General features: G+C 59.2%; 12 protein-coding genes. 4 read left to right on the top strand and 8 right to left on the bottom strand.

Annotated features, from left to right (window positions below; all coding sequences use genetic code 11):
• The first annotated feature begins 29 nt into the window (after positions 1 to 29).
• Positions 30 to 953, top strand: a complete 924-nt coding sequence (locus NQ842_RS14825) for a LysR family transcriptional regulator (RefSeq protein ID WP_182381606.1) — start codon at positions 30 to 32, stop codon at positions 951 to 953.
• Here NQ842_RS14825 and NQ842_RS14820 read toward each other — a convergent pair.
• The 8 genes from NQ842_RS14820 to ppsR form a co-directional block, all read right to left on the bottom strand.
• Positions 920 to 1,699, bottom strand: coding sequence for a heme ABC transporter ATP-binding protein (locus NQ842_RS14820; RefSeq protein WP_257256031.1), 780 nt, complete (start codon positions 1,697 to 1,699; stop codon positions 920 to 922). The genes NQ842_RS14825 and NQ842_RS14820 overlap by 34 nt on opposite strands.
• A complete protein-coding gene (locus tag NQ842_RS14815; RefSeq protein WP_257256030.1) occupies positions 1,692 to 2,684 on the bottom strand; it encodes an iron ABC transporter permease in 993 nt (330 codons plus the stop codon). The genes NQ842_RS14820 and NQ842_RS14815 overlap by 8 nt, the downstream gene beginning before the upstream one ends.
• Positions 2,684 to 3,505: a hemin ABC transporter substrate-binding protein gene (locus tag NQ842_RS14810; protein WP_248061603.1), complete on the bottom strand. Its 822-nt coding sequence runs from the start codon at positions 3,503 to 3,505 to the stop codon at positions 2,684 to 2,686. The genes NQ842_RS14815 and NQ842_RS14810 overlap by 1 nt, the downstream gene beginning before the upstream one ends.
• The gene (chuS, locus tag NQ842_RS14805) at positions 3,502 to 4,530 is read right to left on the bottom strand and encodes a hematinate-forming heme oxygenase ChuS (protein WP_118283678.1); all 1,029 of its coding nucleotides are present in this window, start codon (positions 4,528 to 4,530) and stop codon (positions 3,502 to 3,504) included. Before chuS ends, NQ842_RS14810 begins: the two co-directional genes overlap by 4 nt.
• A 45-nt stretch (positions 4,531 to 4,575) precedes the next feature.
• Positions 4,576 to 6,561, bottom strand: a complete 1,986-nt coding sequence (locus NQ842_RS14800; RefSeq protein ID WP_063412810.1) for a TonB-dependent hemoglobin/transferrin/lactoferrin family receptor — start codon at positions 6,559 to 6,561, stop codon at positions 4,576 to 4,578.
• A gap of 77 nt (positions 6,562 to 6,638) precedes the next feature.
• Positions 6,639 to 6,821, bottom strand: coding sequence for a hemin uptake protein HemP (hemP, locus tag NQ842_RS14795; RefSeq protein WP_050859570.1), 183 nt, complete (start codon positions 6,819 to 6,821; stop codon positions 6,639 to 6,641).
• 197 nt (positions 6,822 to 7,018) lie between these two features.
• Positions 7,019 to 8,065, bottom strand: coding sequence for a 3-deoxy-7-phosphoheptulonate synthase AroH (gene aroH, locus NQ842_RS14790; RefSeq protein ID WP_046887868.1), 1,047 nt, complete (start codon positions 8,063 to 8,065; stop codon positions 7,019 to 7,021).
• 152 nt (positions 8,066 to 8,217) lie between these two features.
• Entirely contained in the window at positions 8,218 to 9,051 is an 834-nt protein-coding gene (gene ppsR, locus NQ842_RS14785) for a posphoenolpyruvate synthetase regulatory kinase/phosphorylase PpsR (protein WP_014831569.1), read from the bottom strand.
• 335 nt (positions 9,052 to 9,386) lie between these two features.
• On the opposite strand from ppsR, the gene ppsA reads away from it, so the two are divergent.
• From ppsA to NQ842_RS14770, 3 genes are all read left to right on the top strand, one after another.
• Complete coding sequence (ppsA, locus tag NQ842_RS14780; protein ID WP_050859571.1) at positions 9,387 to 11,765, top strand: phosphoenolpyruvate synthase; 2,379 nt, start codon at positions 9,387 to 9,389, stop codon at positions 11,763 to 11,765.
• Between the two features lie 233 nt (positions 11,766 to 11,998).
• Positions 11,999 to 13,399: an MFS transporter gene (locus NQ842_RS14775; RefSeq protein WP_046887870.1), complete on the top strand. Its 1,401-nt coding sequence runs from the start codon at positions 11,999 to 12,001 to the stop codon at positions 13,397 to 13,399.
• 3 nt (positions 13,400 to 13,402) lie between these two features.
• On the top strand, positions 13,403 to 15,778 hold the full coding sequence (locus tag NQ842_RS14770) for a glycoside hydrolase family 3 N-terminal domain-containing protein (protein WP_046887871.1): 2,376 nt from the start codon (positions 13,403 to 13,405) through the stop codon (positions 15,776 to 15,778).
• The last annotated feature ends 4 nt before the right edge of the window (positions 15,779 to 15,782 follow it).

The raw sequence follows: 15,782 nt of genomic DNA, 5'->3' as shown, positions 1-15,782 counted from the left end.
ATTTTTTCAATTAGTTAACAGGATGAAAAATGAGAATGAGTGTCAAACAGTTACGCGCGTTTTTAGCGGTAGCTCACACTCTCAATTTTGCGCACGCCAGCGAACGGCTAAATCTTTCTCAGCCTGCCCTCAGCCTGACGATTAAAGGGCTGGAGGATGCGCTGGGAGGCCCGCTGCTGCAGCGAAGCACGCGTAAGGTCACCCTGACGCAGGAGGGCGAAACCTTTTTACCGATGGCGCGGCAGCTGCTGGCTGACTGGGATAACGTGGAAGAGGCAATGCACCAGTGCTTTACGCTGCAGCGCGGCAAAATCTCGGTCGCGGCCATGCCATCGTTTGCGGCCAACGTCCTGCCGGAGGTGCTGAAAGCGTTTCGCGATCGCCACGCCGGGATCAACGTCACCGTGCATGATGTCATCAACGAACAGGTGATTGAGATGGTGCGGGAAGGGCGGGTCGAGATGGGGATCGCCTTTGAACCGGCGCCGACGCATAACCTGCTGTTCACGCCGCTGGGCCTCGACCGGTTTGTCGCCATTGTGCCGAAAGCGTCCCCCCTTGCGGTGAAAAAACGCCTCTCCTGGAATGAACTGCTGACGCTGGATTTCATTACCCTGCAGCGCCCCTCGGCGGTGCGCCTGATGATGGAAGAGGAGCTGGCCCGTAGCGGCCGCAAGCTGGAGGTGGCGCTGGAGAGCCATCAGCTGGTGACGGTAGGGAGGATGGTCGCCAGCGGGCTGGGCGGCAGTGCCGTACCGGCGCTGTGCGAGGCGCAGATGACATCGCTGGGTGCGGTCTGCCTTCCGCTGGACAGCCCGCCGATAGAAAAGTGTATCGGGGTGATCCATCCGGGGCACACGCAGCTCTCAAAAGCGGCGCATGCCCTGCTGGAAACCCTGAAAGATTTTTATCAGCCCGATCAGGGGGCGAGAAATACCTGCGGCGCGGCTTGAGCCGGGTGTCGGCCAACGTGCACTTGCGCGCCGTACCAGCGCGTCAGCGTATCGGCCTGCAGAACCGCCTCCGGGGTCCCCTGAGCGACCATTTTGCCGTTATGTAACAGCAGGATCCGATCCGCCCACAGCGCCGCCAGATTGAGATCGTGCAGGACCACACAGACATGCAAATGCCCCCGACGGGTCAGGGAAGAGAGCAGGCGCAGCAGATGCTGCTGGTGGTAAAGATCCAGCGCGGACGTGGGTTCATCGAGAAACAGCCAGCCGCGCGGCGCACCGTCGCACCAGAGCTGTGCCAGCGCGCGGGCGAGCTGGACGCGTTGCTGCTCGCCGCCGGAGAGCGCCGCAAACTGCCTGCCCGCCAGCGGTAAACAGCCGGAGATGGCCATCACTTCCTCAATTACTGACGCCTCAGGGCGACGCGTCCACGGCGCACGCCCCATCCCGATCACCGCTTGCACCGGCCAGTCGAATCCGAGCTGCGTACTCTGGCGCATCACCGCCCGGTAGCGGGAGAGTCTGTCCGGCGGCCAGGCTGCAAGCGGCGTTCCCGCCAGACTGCACTGTCCACTTGCGGGTTTGAGATAGCCGGTAAGCAGGCGTAACAAGGTCGATTTCCCGGCACCGTTGGGGCCTATCAGCGCCACCAGTTCGCCCTGAGAGAGGGTCAGCGACACGTCGTCGATCAGCGTCCGTTGCCCGGCGTGAAAGACAATATTTTCCGCACAATAGCGTTCAGCCATGCGCACCTCCGCGACGAAAGATAAGCCACAGGAACCACGGCGCACCGAGAAGACTGGTCAATAAACCGACCGGCATTTCCGCCGGGGCGACCAGGGTACGCGCCAGCGTATCGGCCGCCAGCAACAGTAACGCACCGGCCAGCACCGAGCCGGGGATCACTGCCCGGTGGTCGGCCCCCAGCCACATGCGCACCAGGTGTGGCACCACAAGGCCAACAAAACTGATAACGCCGCTGACGGCCACCGCGGCGGCCACCAGCAGGGCGCTGCACAGCAGCAGGAGCCGCTGCACAACGGCCACCTCCACCCCGAGGTAGTGCGCCTCTTCTTCGCCAAGCTGCAGCAAATTAAGTGCGCCAGCCAGGCGCCAGATAACCAGCACGGTGGGAACCATCAGCGAGCAGACGGCCAGCAGCGTTGACCACTGGGCCTGGCCGAGGCTGCCCATGCCCCAGAGTGAGAGCTGGCGAAGCTGGGCATCATTGCTGAGCCATGACAGCACGCCGACGGCCGCCCCGCACAGGGCATTGATGGCAATCCCCACCAGCAGCAGGCGCGACAGGGAACTGTCACGCTGCCGGCTAAGCAGGAAAATGACGAAAGTCGCGGCCAGCGCGCCGAGAAACGCCGCCAGCATCGGGGCGTACAGCATCACCAGCGCGGGTAGGGAGAGCGGAATAACCACCCACAGCGCGACGGCGAGTGCTGCGCCGCTGCTGATCCCCAGCAGGCCCGGGTCGGCCAGCGGGTTACGAAACAGTCCCTGCATCACGCAGCCCGCCAGCGCCAGCGAACCGCCGATCGCCAGCGCCAGCAGCACGCGGGGCAGGCGGATCGTCAGCCAGATCTGACGCAGCGCGTCGTCGCTGCCGGTCCACAGCAGGCTGACCGGCAGGCGCAACGCGCCCACACCGCTGGCCGCCAGCGTCATGACGGCCAGCAGCGCGGCCAGCAAGCACAATGCCAGTACGGCGCGTCGGGACATCAGGGCAGTTGCTCCGCTTTACGGCGTAACTGCTGGATCGCCTGTGGCGTTCGCACGCTAAAGCCCAGCAGCGCCATATCGTCGATGGCCAGCATCTGCCGGTGACGTCCCGCCGGGGTTTGCGCCAGACCGGGCAGTTGCCATACCGCATCCGCCCCGCCCAGAGCGTTAACGCCGTCCTGCGAAATCACCACCAGGTCGGGCTGACTGGCGATAACCCCTTCCTGAGACAGCGGCTGATAGCGGGTGAAACCCTGCATCGCATTCTGCAGTCCCGCCGCACGGATCGCAGCATCCGCCGCGGTTTGTTGCCCGGCGGCCATCGCGGTCATCCCGCCGTGGTTGAGAATAAACAGCACCCGTTTATTGAGCGGTGACGCAGGAAGCGCCGACAGCGCCTGACGCAGCGTGTTGCGCAGGGTTTTCCCTTCGGCCTCGCGGTGTGTCGCTTCAGCGATAACCCGAACCTTTTCATCGATAACGCTCAGATCATTGCCTGCCGGAACGGTGATCACCCTGACGTGGCTCTGCGCTACCTGTTTTAACGCCAGAGACGGCTGTGCCTGCGCACTGGCCAGCACCAGCGTGGGGCGCATGGACAAAATGCCTTCGGCATTCAGCTGGCGCAAATAGCCCACGTCCGGCAGCGCGTTCGCCGCCTGTGGCCACTGGCTGGTGCTGTCGCGTGCCACCAGCGAAGACGCCGCGCCGAGTGCATAGACAATCTCGGTAACGTCGCCGCCGAGCGCGACGATTTTCGCCTGCGGCGCAGCAAATGCCAGCAGCGGCAGGGCGCTGATCAGGGCAAGCCATTTTTTCATGCGGCCAGCCCTTTTGCCGTTAAGGCGTCGATCTGGCTGCGCCACTGGCTCTGCTCGGGTTCGCCTTCGCTCCGCTGGCCGTACAGCTGGGCAATCTGCGTGCCGTCGGCGGCAAACAGCTCCAGGCTGGTGACATGTCCGTCAGCCGTCGGTTTGCGCGTGACCCAGGATTCGGCGATGGCGCCTTCCAGCAGATGCAGGGTGAAGGCCGGGTTGAAGATGTTCAGCCAGCCCTTCATGGGCATCAGCTTTTCCACCACGCCGGTGAAGATCTGCACGCAGCCGCGATTGCCGACGAAAATCATGATTTCGTTCCCGTCCTGGCGCGCCGTCTCCAGCAGTTGGGTCAGCGCGGTGTTGTCGACCCTGCAGGCCAGATCGTCACCCACCAGGCGAAACGCCTGCTGCCGGCTGAGGTTATGGCGCTTGAGCAGGCTGAAGAACTGATGCACGTCGGTCATGGCGCGCCACTCAGTGTCCACGAGCGAGGCGTCCGGGTTTTCAGCGTGAGCCGGGACATCGGCCGTTTTCAACGCCAGTGGCGGATTCCCGGCAAAGATAAAGCGGGTGAGCAGGTCGCCCCAGGCGGTGAGGTCGGTGTTATCCGTGGCGTAAACCTTCAGCAGGGCGTCGCCCTGGTGGTCGAAGAACTGAATGCTCTGTCGCTCGCCACGGGCGGTGGCCTCGCTGATGTGAAATACGCTCGCCCACTGGTTAAGGAACAGGCGCAGATCCAGCGCGCGCGGGTTGAGGATCAGCCCGGCGTGGCCGCTCAGGTGTTGATGGGTAAAGGCGCCGACCTGCTCGTGAACGGCGTAGTCGTTGCGGCAGATGCATTTGGTTTCGCCCACCGCTTCCAGCGCGGCCAGGATCTCGCGGACGTCACCGCGCAGGCGCCAGGCGTCATGACCCACACGGGCGAAGGTCAGCTCGGCTTCGCTGATGTTCATTAAACCTGCGATGTCGCGCGCGTACTTACCCGGATTGTCTTCTTTTAGCTCAAGCCAGCGTGTGTAGTGATTCATTGTCTTTTCCTCTCAAAGCATTGCCCCGGCCAGCCGGGGCGGGGATTACCACTGATAACTGACGAAAATCTTCCCGTTTCGGCCATCCTGCGGAATGCCCTGTGGCGACCAGTATTCTTTGTCGAAGGCGTTGCCCAGCACCAGCGTCGTGGTGACGCCTTTAAGCTGCGCCTGGCCGGTGTAGCTCACGTAGAAATCGTTGACCGCATAGCCGGGCTGCTCGCTGTAGCTGCTGCTGATGTGCGTTGAGCGATCGACAAAGGTGCCGATCCAGCCGACGGAGAAGCCGCTTTGTGCCAGCGGAACATCCAGCTTACTGGTGACGGTATCCGGGTTGATGCTGGAGATGTACTCGCCCGTGTCGGTATCTTTTCCGCGCGTGCGGTTATAGGCGAGGTCGAGGTTGAACAGGTCGGCGGAGTATTTTGCCATCACGTCCCAGCCCCAGATTTTGGCGTTCGGGACGTTATACGACATGGTGGTCGCCGCCGCAAAATTGACGGTGGTGGAGATGTAGTCTTTGGCGTTGGTATCGAAATAGCTGGCTTTAAACTCCAGCGCATCGTTGGCCAGCATCAGATCATCAAAGCGCAGACCAAAACCATACTCCTGCGTTTCGTTGGTTTCCGGGCGCAGATTCGGGTTTGGCACCCAGTAGTTGGTATAGAAGCGGCCGATGGAGAAGTGTTTGGCATCGTTGTACATTTCGCCCATGGTCGGTGCACGAAACGCCTGCGCGTAAGAGCCGAACAGCATCAGCCAGTCGGTCGGGCTGACGGTTAACCCGGCGCGGGAGGACCACTTATCGGCATCCACATCCTTGTAGCCGTCGCTGCTGCCGCGGTAGTTGTCATAGCGTGTGCCGCCCAGAAGGGTAACGGGCAGGTCACGCAGGGTGATTTCATCCTGCAGCCAGCCGGAGCTGAAATCGATTTGCGCCTGCGGGAAGCCCGTCGTTGCGCCGCCCGGGCGTTGCTCCTGACGATAATACTCACCGCCGTAGGTCAGCAGATGTGACGCAAAGGAATCGCTGAACAGACGGGTGCGGTTCTCCACTTTGCCACCTTTGGTGGTCTGTTTACGAAACTCACCGCTGCCGTCGATATTCTGGGCGTTGATGCGCGCTTCGGACCAGTAGATTTTCGCGTCGGCGTTCAGCCAGTCGTTACCCTGTGGAGCAAGGTGATAGCCGAGCTGTGCGTCACGCTGGATGGTGGAGCGGTCGGTCAGCGGGTTACTGCTGCTGTCTGCTGCACTGGTTTGCGGGTTTTTCGGCTCCTGTGCGGCGTTATTGTAATAGCGCAGGGAGCCGCTCAGGCTCTGGGCCGCGTCGATTTTCCAGCTGCCCTTCGCCAGCATGTTCTGAATGGATTCGTCGTTCGGGGCGGTTGTACCGTCACTCTGGCGCAGATCGCCGCGATCCCGGCTCGACCAGGAGACCAGCCCGTCCAGGGTATCGGTGCGGCCATAGGCGCTGGCCCCCATGCCGATGCTGTGATCGCCCGTCGCACCGGTAGCGAACACCCGGTAGCCGCTATTTTTACCCGGCTCCAGCAGATCTTTGGCATCGACGGTGTCATAGGCAATCACACCGCCCAGCGCGCCGCTGCCGTACAGCAGGGCCGACGGACCGCGCACCACTTCGATACGTTTAATCAGTGCTGGATCGAGGAAGGTGCTGTTCAGGTGGCCGGTGTCGGTGCCCTGGCGCACGCCGTCAACCAGTACCAGCACGCCGCGACGGTCATAACCGCGCAGGTTAACGTCCTGGCCGTTGGTACGTCCGGTGCCATCGAGCGTCAGGCCGGGGACGTTACGCAGCAGGTCCGCCGCCGAGCTGGCGGTCTGTTTATCCGGTGTGCTGGCGTCAATCACGCTTACCATCATGGGCGCTTCGAAGGCGCTACGGGCGTTACCCGTGGCGGTTACGGTCATTTCATCTGTGGTAGCAAACGCGACGCCCGGCAGGGTGCTGACAATCGCCAGCGCCAGCAGTGACGGACGTAAAGGCGCGGAAGGCAGATGTGGCATAGCAACTCTCCATTAAGAATTGAAAGCGCTGGCTGCCTGGGGGGTCACCTGGGTGGCTGGCGGAGTTTTTGTGTTGTTTATTTTGTGAGGATCAATTTTCCGGCATGGGTCTGACGCAACAGGTAGTACTGACCGTCATGCTCGATAATGACCCGTCCCTCGTCGCCCAGCAGGGTTTTGCTGTCAACGCGACGCCCGGCGGGGGCGGGTGCTGTGTCTGTTTTTGGCGGCGTTGCCGCAGTGTTATCCGTACGTGACATAATGTTTATAAATAACAATCAATGTAACAATGATAATCATTATCAATAAACTGCAAATTCGCGGCAAGCGTTTTTGTGAAAAAAGGGTGAGAGGATCAAATTTGTGCAATGAAACGCCCGGTGGCGGCTACGCCTTACCGGGCCTACAACGGCACGTATCGTAGGTCGGGTAAGCGCAGCGCCACCCGACAATAACATCAGAAGCGCGTATCTACCGCAGACGCCAGCTTTTCCAGCAACAGTTCGCTGTCTTCCCAGCTCAGGCACGGGTCGGTGATCGACTGGCCGTAAACCAGCGGCTGACCGGCCACGATCTTCTGCGTCCCTTCCTTGAGGAAACTTTCGGCCATAATGCCCGCAACGGCGCTTGAACCGCTGCGGATCTGCTGGCAGATCTCATCGCAGACATCCAGCTGGCGACGGTGCTGTTTCTGACAGTTACCGTGGCTGAAGTCCACCACCAGATGTTCCGGCAGATCGAACTCGGCCAGCGTTTCACAGGCCGCGGCAATATCCCCGGCGTGATAGTTCGGTTTCTTCCCGCCGCGCATAATGATATGCCCGTACGGGTTACCGCTGGTCTGGTAGATGGTCATCTGGCCGCTCTTATCCGGCGAGAGGAACATGTGGCTGGCACGCGCAGCGCGGATCGCATCGACCGCAATCCGGGTGTTGCCGTCGGTTCCGTTTTTAAACCCGACCGGGCAGGAGAGGGCAGAGGCCATTTCACGGTGGATCTGGCTTTCGGTGGTCCGTGCGCCAATCGCGCCCCAGCTGATCAGATCGGCGATAAACTGGCCGGTCACCATATCGAGGAACTCGGTTGCCGTGGGAACGCCCAGCTCGTTCACCTGCAGAAGCAGCTTACGCGCCAGCTCAATCCCGTGGTTAACGCGATAGCTGCCGTTGAGATCGGGGTCTGAAATTAATCCCTTCCAGCCCACCACGGTACGGGGTTTTTCAAAGTAGGTCCGCATCACGATCTCAAGGCGATGCTGGTGTTGTTCCCGCAGTCCCTGTAGCCGTTTTGCATAATCCATTGCCGCGTCCAGATCATGGATCGAGCACGGGCCAATCACCACCAGAAGACGTTTGTCTTCACCATTGAGGATTTTTTCTATACGTCGGCGCGAGGCCGTAACATGCTCCGCAACGCCTGCGGAAAGAGGATGCCGCTGTGCCAGTTCAGCCGGTGTGACCAGGCTGTCAATGCGCGCTGTGCGGAGTTCGTCGGTTTTATTCATGGAATGTCTCAGAAATTTTGTGCTTCATCGGCAGACTACCGGGAAGTGATGGGCATCACCTTAAACCAATCCCTGCTGATTTCAAGTTCGGGGCGGCTCCGCCCCGAGGATGTGGATGATGATACCCGAATCTGAGCTAATGTACTAGCATATTAGTACATGCGGCGATTGAGACCCATGATGTCGAGAATTTTGGTGGCGATCTCTTCGACCGAATAGTTGGTGCTGTTGAGCCATGGGATCTGGTTTTTGCGGTACAACGCTTCCACTTCGGAGACTTCCATTCGGCACTGGCGCATGGAGGCGTAGCGGCTGTTCTCGCGTCGCTCTTCGCGGATCGCCGCCAGCCGTTCCGGATTGATGGTCAGACCGAACAGCTTGTGCTGCAGCGGCTTCAGGGCAGCAGGCAGCACCAGATTATCCATATCATCGGCAATGAACGGGTAGTTAGCGGCACGAATACCAAACTGCATCGCCAGGTAGAGGCTGGTTGGGGTTTTACCGCAGCGCGAGACGCCCAGCAAAATGACCTGCGCCTGGTCGAGGTTACGCAGCGAGATCCCGTCGTCGTGCGCCAGGGTGTAGTCAATGGCGGCGATACGCGCATCGTATTTGGTCAGGTTGCCGGGGTTCAGCCCGTGGGTTCGGTGCGCGATGGGGGTCGGGTCGAGTTTCAGCTCGCTCTGCAGCGGGGCCACCAGCGCCTGAACGATATCCTGGCAAAACCCTTCACTCTGCAGAATGATGCTGCGAATTTCCGGGATCACAATGGAGTAGAAGACCAGCGGGCGCACGCCGGTCTGCTGGTAAATGGCGTCAATCTGATCCTTGACCGCCCGCGCGCGGCTCTCATTTTCCACAAACGGCAGCGTGATGCTGTTAATCGAAACGGGGAACTGCGACATCACCGCGTGCCCCAGCACCTCGGCGGTAATCGCCGTACCATCAGAAATATAAAAAACGTGGCGATCGACAGCATTATCCATTTTATCCACCCTGAATATCGGACCTAATTGTCTGAAAGCATAAATTAAAAAAGTTAATTGCACAGCAAAGAACTTGTCCTAATTATAAATGGAACGGTGTTTTTGATTTTCCTGAAAAGTGGATTTCATTTTTCAAATAGCGACTTCATTTTTGTGGTTTTTGGCTGAATATATAGGAATCATCGGGTTATCGGATGGTGGGAAAGTATCCGAAAAGTTGAAAATTTAAATTGCTTACACGATTCACCGTTTTTTTAGCGCTAATAATTATGCCAGTATAAATACGTAGTCAGGTGTTTCTTACTCCGATCAAATATCACAAAAGGATTGTTTCGATGTCCAACAATGGCTCGTCACCGCTGGTGCTTTGGTATAACCAACTCGGCATGAATGATGTAGACAGAGTTGGGGGCAAAAATGCCTCCCTGGGTGAAATGATTACAAATCTGTCCGGTATGGGTGTCTCCGTACCAAACGGGTTTGCCACAACCGCCGATGCGTTTAACCTGTTTTTAGACCAGAGCGGTGTAAACCAGCGCATTTACGACCTGCTGGATAAAACGGATATTGATGACGTTACCGAGCTTGCCAAAGCCGGGGCGCAGATCCGCCAGTGGATTATCGACACACCTTTCCAGCCGGAACTGGAAAAAGCCATTCACGACGCGTACAACCAGCTCTCCGCTGATGATGCGCAGGCCTCTTTCGCCGTGCGCTCCTCTGCAACCGCAGAAGACATGCCGGATGCTTCGTTCGCCGGGCAGCAGGAGACCTTCCTGAACGTCCAGGGGTACGATGCGGTGCTGGTGGCGGTGAAACACGTGTTCGCCTCCCTGTTTAACGATCGCGCCATCTCCTATCGCGTACACCAGGGCTATGACCATCGCGGCGTGGCGCTCTCCGCGGGCGTACAGCGTATGGTGCGTTCCGACGTGGGCTCTTCCGGCGTGATGTTCTCCATCGATACCGAATCCGGCTTCGACCAGGTGGTGTTCATCACCTCCGCGTGGGGTCTGGGTGAAATGGTGGTGCAGGGGGCCGTGAACCCTGACGAATTCTACGTCCACAAACCGACGCTTGCCGCTAACCGTCCGGCGGTGGTTCGCCGCACCATGGGCTCGAAAAAAATCCGCATGATCTATGCCCCGACCCAGGAGCATGGTAAGCAGGTGAAAATTGAAGATGTACCGCAGGAGCTGCGCGACCGCTTCTCCCTGACCGACGCCGAAGTGCAGGAGCTGGCGAAGCAGGCGGTGCAGATTGAAAAACACTACGGCCGTCCAATGGACATCGAGTGGGCCAAAGACGGGAACACCGGCAAGCTGTTCATCGTCCAGGCGCGTCCGGAAACCGTTCGCTCCCGTGGTCAGGTCATGGAGCGTTATACCCTTCACGCACAGGGCAAAGTCGTGGCGGAAGGCCGCGCGATTGGTCACCGCATTGGTGCCGGTCCGGTGAAAGTGATCCACGATATCAGCGAGATGAACCGCATTCAGCCGGGCGACGTGCTGGTAACCGACATGACCGACCCGGACTGGGAACCGATCATGAAGAAAGCCGCGGCTATCGTCACCAACCGTGGCGGCCGTACCTGTCACGCGGCGATCATCGCCCGCGAGCTGGGGATCCCGGCGGTTGTCGGCTGCGGTGACGCAACCGAACGCATGAAGGACGGGCAGAATGTGACCGTCTCCTGTGCCGAAGGGGATACCGGCTACGTGTATGCCGACATCCTCGACTTCAGCGTGAAAAGCTCCAGCGTCGATACCATGCCGGACCTGCCGCTGAAGATCATGATGAACGTCGGTAACCCGGACCGCGCGTTTGACTTCGCCTGCCTGCCGAACGAAGGCGTGGGCCTGGCGCGTCTGGAATTTATCATCAACCGTATGATTGGCGTTCACCCGCGCGCGCTGCTGGAGTTTGACGACCAGGACGCAAAGCTGCAGAACGAAATTCGCGAGATGATGAAAGGCTACGACTCGCCGAAAGAGTTCTACGTCGGCCGTCTGACCGAAGGGATCGCGACGCTCGGTGCGGCGTTTTATCCGAAGCGCGTGATTGTGCGTCTGTCGGACTTTAAGTCTAACGAATACGCCAACCTGGTGGGCGGTGAGCGTTACGAGCCGGAAGAAGAGAACCCGATGCTGGGCTTCCGTGGGGCCGGACGTTATGTCTCCGACAGCTTCCGCGACTGCTTCGCGCTGGAGTGTGAAGCGGTAAAACGCGTGCGCAACGACATGGGGCTGACCAACGTTGAGATCATGATCCCGTTTGTACGCACCGTGGATCAGGCGAAAGCGGTGGTGGATGAGCTGGCGCGCCAGGGTCTGAAGCGCGGCGAGAACGGGCTGAAGATCATCATGATGTGTGAGATCCCGTCCAACGCTCTGCTGGCAGAGCAATTCCTGGAGCACTTCGACGGCTTCTCTATCGGCTCTAACGACATGACGCAGCTGACGCTGGGTCTGGACCGTGACTCCGGCGTGGTCTCTGAGCTGTTCGATGAGCGCAACGAGGCGGTGAAAGCCCTGCTGTCGATGTCCATCCGTGCGGCGAAGAAACAGGGTAAATACGTCGGGATTTGTGGTCAGGGCCCATCTGACCATGAAGACTTCGCGGCCTGGCTGATGGAAGAGGGGATCGACAGTCTTTCCCTCAACCCGGATACCGTGGTGCAAACCTGGCTGAGTCTGGCTGAACTGAATAAGTAACGTCATCCGTATCTGAAAAGGCGAGGGAAATAATCCTCGCCTTTTTTATTTCCGCTTATATTTGCTCCCCATCACAAATAAAGTAAAAAACCAAATATCATAATTTGTCTGTTAGTTTAGACAATTGTTAGCGCGCAAAGCGTTGCTAATACTTGAGCCTTACCGCGCAAATCAACAGGATTTTGCGCAACTGGTTGAAATACGTTTTAACCTGATAAAAAGGCAAATAACAAATGACAATCTCCTCTGTACTGCGTACCAAAGATAAAATAGGTTATGGCTTAGGTGATATGGCCAGTGCGCTGGTCTGGCAAACAGCGACGTTATTTCTTGCTTATTTCTATACAGACGTTTTCGGTTTACCTGCGGCCATTATGGGCACCATGTTTTTAGTGGTGCGCGTGGTCGACGCCTTTATTGATCCCTGTATAGGCGCGCTGGTGGATCGCACCCAAACGCGTCACGGTCGTTTCCGTCCATGGCTGCTCTGGTTTGCCATTCCGTTTGGCGTAAGTTGCCTCATTACGTTCTACGTTCCCGACGTCGGGCCCACGGCGAAAATCGTGTATGCCTGCGTGACCTACGGGATTTTAAGCCTCATCTATTCCGCGATTAACGTCCCTTACTGCGCCATGCCGGGCGCACTGACGCTGGATCCGCGCGAGCGTCATTCGCTGCAGTCGTGGCGTTTTGGCCTGTCGTTTATCGGCGGGTTGATTGTGACGGTTATCGCGTTGCCGCTGGTCTCGCATCTAGGGCAGGGCAACGTACAGAAAGGCTATTTCTATGCCATGAGCCTGATGGGATTGCTGGGGATTATTTTATTCTTCTGCTGTTTCCTGATGACCCGCGAGCGCTATTCTCCGCGTAATGACACCTCTGGCTCCATGCTCACCGATTTAAAACTGCTGGCCGGGAACAGCCAGTGGCGAATTGTGTTCCTGTTTAATATTTTGCTGTTAACGGCCGTCGTGACGCGCGGTTCTGCCACGATGTATTACGTGAATTATGTGCTGTTGCGCCCGGAACTGGTCTTTGCCTTTATCGTCTCCGGGATGGTGGCCTCCTTAAGTGGCGCATTATTATCCGAACGGCTGCTGGGGAAATTTGACCGCGTGCGCGCCTATCAGTGGACCATTATTTCCTTCGTGATTTTCGGGGCGCTGATCTTCTTCCTGCCGCCTTCACAGGTCTGGCTGATTTTCGGCCTCAATATTGTCTTTAGCTTCATCCAGAACCTGACCACGCCGCTACAGTGGACCATGTTCTCCGATGTGGTCGACTACGAAGAGCACCGCAGCGGCCGTCGGCTTGATGGTCTGGTCTTCTCCACCGCGCTGTTTGCCATCAAGTTTGGTCTGGCGCTGGGCGGAGCGGTGGTGGGTTGGGTGCTCGGGATGGTGGATTACGCGCCAGGCCAGGCAACCCAGGCGCCGCACGTACTCACGACCATTAACGCACTGTTTACCCTTATTCCGTGCGTGCTGTTCCTCTGCATGGTCGCACTGCTTGCCATCTACAAACTCAACAGCCGGCTGGTGGATACCATCGCCCGCGAACTGGCCAGCAAGCGTGACGTGCGGCCAGAAGCAGGGCAACTCAGCCCGGCTGCCCCTTCCGCCCTACAGGAGTAAAACATGACTGCAATCTATAAGGACGCGGGACGTCCCGTGCACGAGCGCGTCGCCGACTTACTGGCACGCATGACCCCGGAAGAGAAATTTGCCCAGATGCACGCGTACTGGCTGATCCTCGATGAAAACGGCAACCACCGTGAACGCAGCGATTTGAGTGATGAATTCGCGGGGGTGAGTGAACAGGCCTCGCTCAGCGAACGACTGAAGCTGGGCGTCGGGCAGATCACCCGTCCGCTGGGCACCCATATCGTTGATGCGCAAACCGGCGTGCGCGCCGCCAACCGTCTGCAGCGCATGATGATGGAAGAGACGCGGCTTGGCATTCCGGCGCTGTTCCATGAGGAGTGTCTGGTGGGGTTGTTGTGCAAAGATGCGACGCTGTTCCCGTCCTCGCTGAACTACGGTTCAACCTGGGATCCGGCCCTGGTGCAGCAGGCAGCAGAGCAGATAGGTAAAGAAGCGCGCTCTGTGGGCTGTCAGCAGGGGCTGGCCCCGGTACTGGATGTCTCCCGCGATGTGCGCTGGGGGCGCACGGAAGAGACCTTTGGCGAAGATCCCTGGCTGGTGGGGGTGATGGCCACGGCCTACGTTAAAGGGCTGCAGGGCGATAAACGCGATCTGCTGGCCACGCTTAAGCACTATGTGGGCCACTCGTTCAGCGAGGGGGCGCGCAACCATGCCCCGGTTCATCTGGGCTTTAGCGAGCTGAATGATACCTTCCTGCTGCCATTTGAAATGGCAGTGAAGCTGGCCAATGCCGGGTCGGTGATGCCAGCCTACCACGATATCGACAATCAGCCGGGGCACAGCGACCACTTCCTGCTGACCACCGTCCTGCGCGAACAGTGGGGCTTTGACGGGATCGTTGTGGCGGACTATGGCGGCGTCAGCCTGCTGCATCAGCATCACGGGGTCTCGCATGATGCGACCGAATCCGCCGCACTGGCCTTTAACGCCGGGCTTGATGTTGAGCTGCCGAAAGATGACTGCGCCCGCCATCTGGCCGAGGCCGTCGGGCGTGGTCTGATCTCCATGGCAAAAGTGGACGAAATTGTAGGACGCGTGCTGACCGAAAAATTCCGTCTCGGCCTGTTTGAAAACCCGTATGCCGATGAACGCGGCATTGATTTGCAAAATGAGACCACCCGGCAGGTTGCACGTGAGGTGGCGACCCGCTCGCTGACGTTGCTGGAGAATAACGGCATTTTGCCTCTCGGCGGCAAACCCCGCGTGGCGGTGGTGGGACCCACGGCGGACGATCCGCTGGCGTTGCTCAGCGGCTACAGCTTCCCGGTGCATTTAATTATCAGCGATATGGTTGACGAAACCTCGCAGGTGACGACCCCGCGCGCGGCGCTGGAGCACTATCTGGGCGCGTCGAACGTGCGTTACGCCAAAGGGTGTCACATCATTGAAAAACGGATGGCGGGTGCGCCGGTCTTCCCGGGTGACAGCGGGGGCAAACCGATGCAGCAGTCGCCGGTGTCGCAAAGTACCGCGCTGATCCCCGAAGCCGTGAACGCCGCGCAGGAGAGCGACGTGGTGGTGGCCTGCGTCGGCGACCTCGCCGGTTTGTTCCAGAGCGGCACAGTAGGGGAAGGATCCGATACCGATTCCCTGAACCTGCCTGGCGTTCAGCAACAGTTGCTGGACGCCCTGGTCGCCACGGGCAAACCGGTGATTGTGGTGATGACCGGCGGGCGGCCGTACAACCTTCAGGGGCTGGAAGATAAGGTCGCGGCGCTGATGATGGCCTGGGCGCCTGGGCAGGAAGGGGGCTGGGCGATTGCCGATGTGTTAACCGGCCGCGCGGAGCCGCAGGGACGTCTGGTGGTGAGCGTGCCGAAAAGTGCGGGCGCCATGCCGTACTACTACAACCACAAGCTGAAAAGCGGCGGCACGCCATTCGCGTTCCACTTTGGCTCCCGCTATCCCTTTGGTTTTGGTCTTGGCTGGACGCAATTTAACTGGGGCGCAGCACGTCTCGCGCAAAACAGCGTACCGGTGGACGGCGAGGTGGTGCTGAGTATTGACGTCACCAACCGCGGTGAACGCAGCGGCAGCGAGGTGGTGCAGGTGTACGTCCGGGATCAGGTTGCCACGCAGGTGCGGCCGCTTCAGGAGCTGAAAGCGTTCCAGCGCGTGGCGCTCGCGCCGGGCGAAACGGCCACGCTCACCTTTACGCTGCCCGTGGAGATGTTCAACTTCACCCGTCGGGACGGCAAACGCATTGTTGAGCCGGGCGAGTTTGAGCTGCAGGTGGGGGCATCGTCGGCGGATATTCGCGACGTGGTGACGGTCAATGTGACGGGAGAGACGCGGGTGCTGCCTGCTGAATGGCGCATGCTAAGCACCTGTCAGGTTCAGCACGCGTAGTCAG

Source organism: Enterobacter cloacae complex sp. R_G8 (assembly GCF_024599795.1).
In the GTDB taxonomy this organism is placed as follows: domain Bacteria; phylum Pseudomonadota; class Gammaproteobacteria; order Enterobacterales; family Enterobacteriaceae; genus Enterobacter; species Enterobacter dissolvens.
The sequence above is the reverse complement of the archived record's forward strand: the minus strand, read 5'-3'. Positions and strand labels throughout refer to the sequence as shown.

Coding starts and splice junctions, on each gene's coding strand:
- NQ842_RS14825 (WP_182381606.1), top strand. CDS start 30: ATGAGAATGAGTGTCAAACAGTTACGCGCGTTTTTAGCGGTAGCTCAC.
- NQ842_RS14820 (WP_257256031.1), bottom strand. CDS start 1,699: ATGGCTGAACGCTATTGTGCGGAAAATATTGTCTTTCACGCCGGGCAA.
- NQ842_RS14815 (WP_257256030.1), bottom strand. CDS start 2,684: ATGTCCCGACGCGCCGTACTGGCATTGTGCTTGCTGGCCGCGCTGCTG.
- NQ842_RS14810 (WP_248061603.1), bottom strand. CDS start 3,505: ATGAAAAAATGGCTTGCCCTGATCAGCGCCCTGCCGCTGCTGGCATTT.
- chuS (WP_118283678.1), bottom strand. CDS start 4,530: ATGAATCACTACACACGCTGGCTTGAGCTAAAAGAAGACAATCCGGGT.
- NQ842_RS14800 (WP_063412810.1), bottom strand. CDS start 6,561: ATGCCACATCTGCCTTCCGCGCCTTTACGTCCGTCACTGCTGGCGCTG.
- hemP (WP_050859570.1), bottom strand. CDS start 6,821: ATGTCACGTACGGATAACACTGCGGCAACGCCGCCAAAAACAGACACA.
- aroH (WP_046887868.1), bottom strand. CDS start 8,065: ATGAATAAAACCGACGAACTCCGCACAGCGCGCATTGACAGCCTGGTC.
- ppsR (WP_014831569.1), bottom strand. CDS start 9,051: ATGGATAATGCTGTCGATCGCCACGTTTTTTATATTTCTGATGGTACG.
- ppsA (WP_050859571.1), top strand. CDS start 9,387: ATGTCCAACAATGGCTCGTCACCGCTGGTGCTTTGGTATAACCAACTC.
- NQ842_RS14775 (WP_046887870.1), top strand. CDS start 11,999: ATGACAATCTCCTCTGTACTGCGTACCAAAGATAAAATAGGTTATGGC.
- NQ842_RS14770 (WP_046887871.1), top strand. CDS start 13,403: ATGACTGCAATCTATAAGGACGCGGGACGTCCCGTGCACGAGCGCGTC.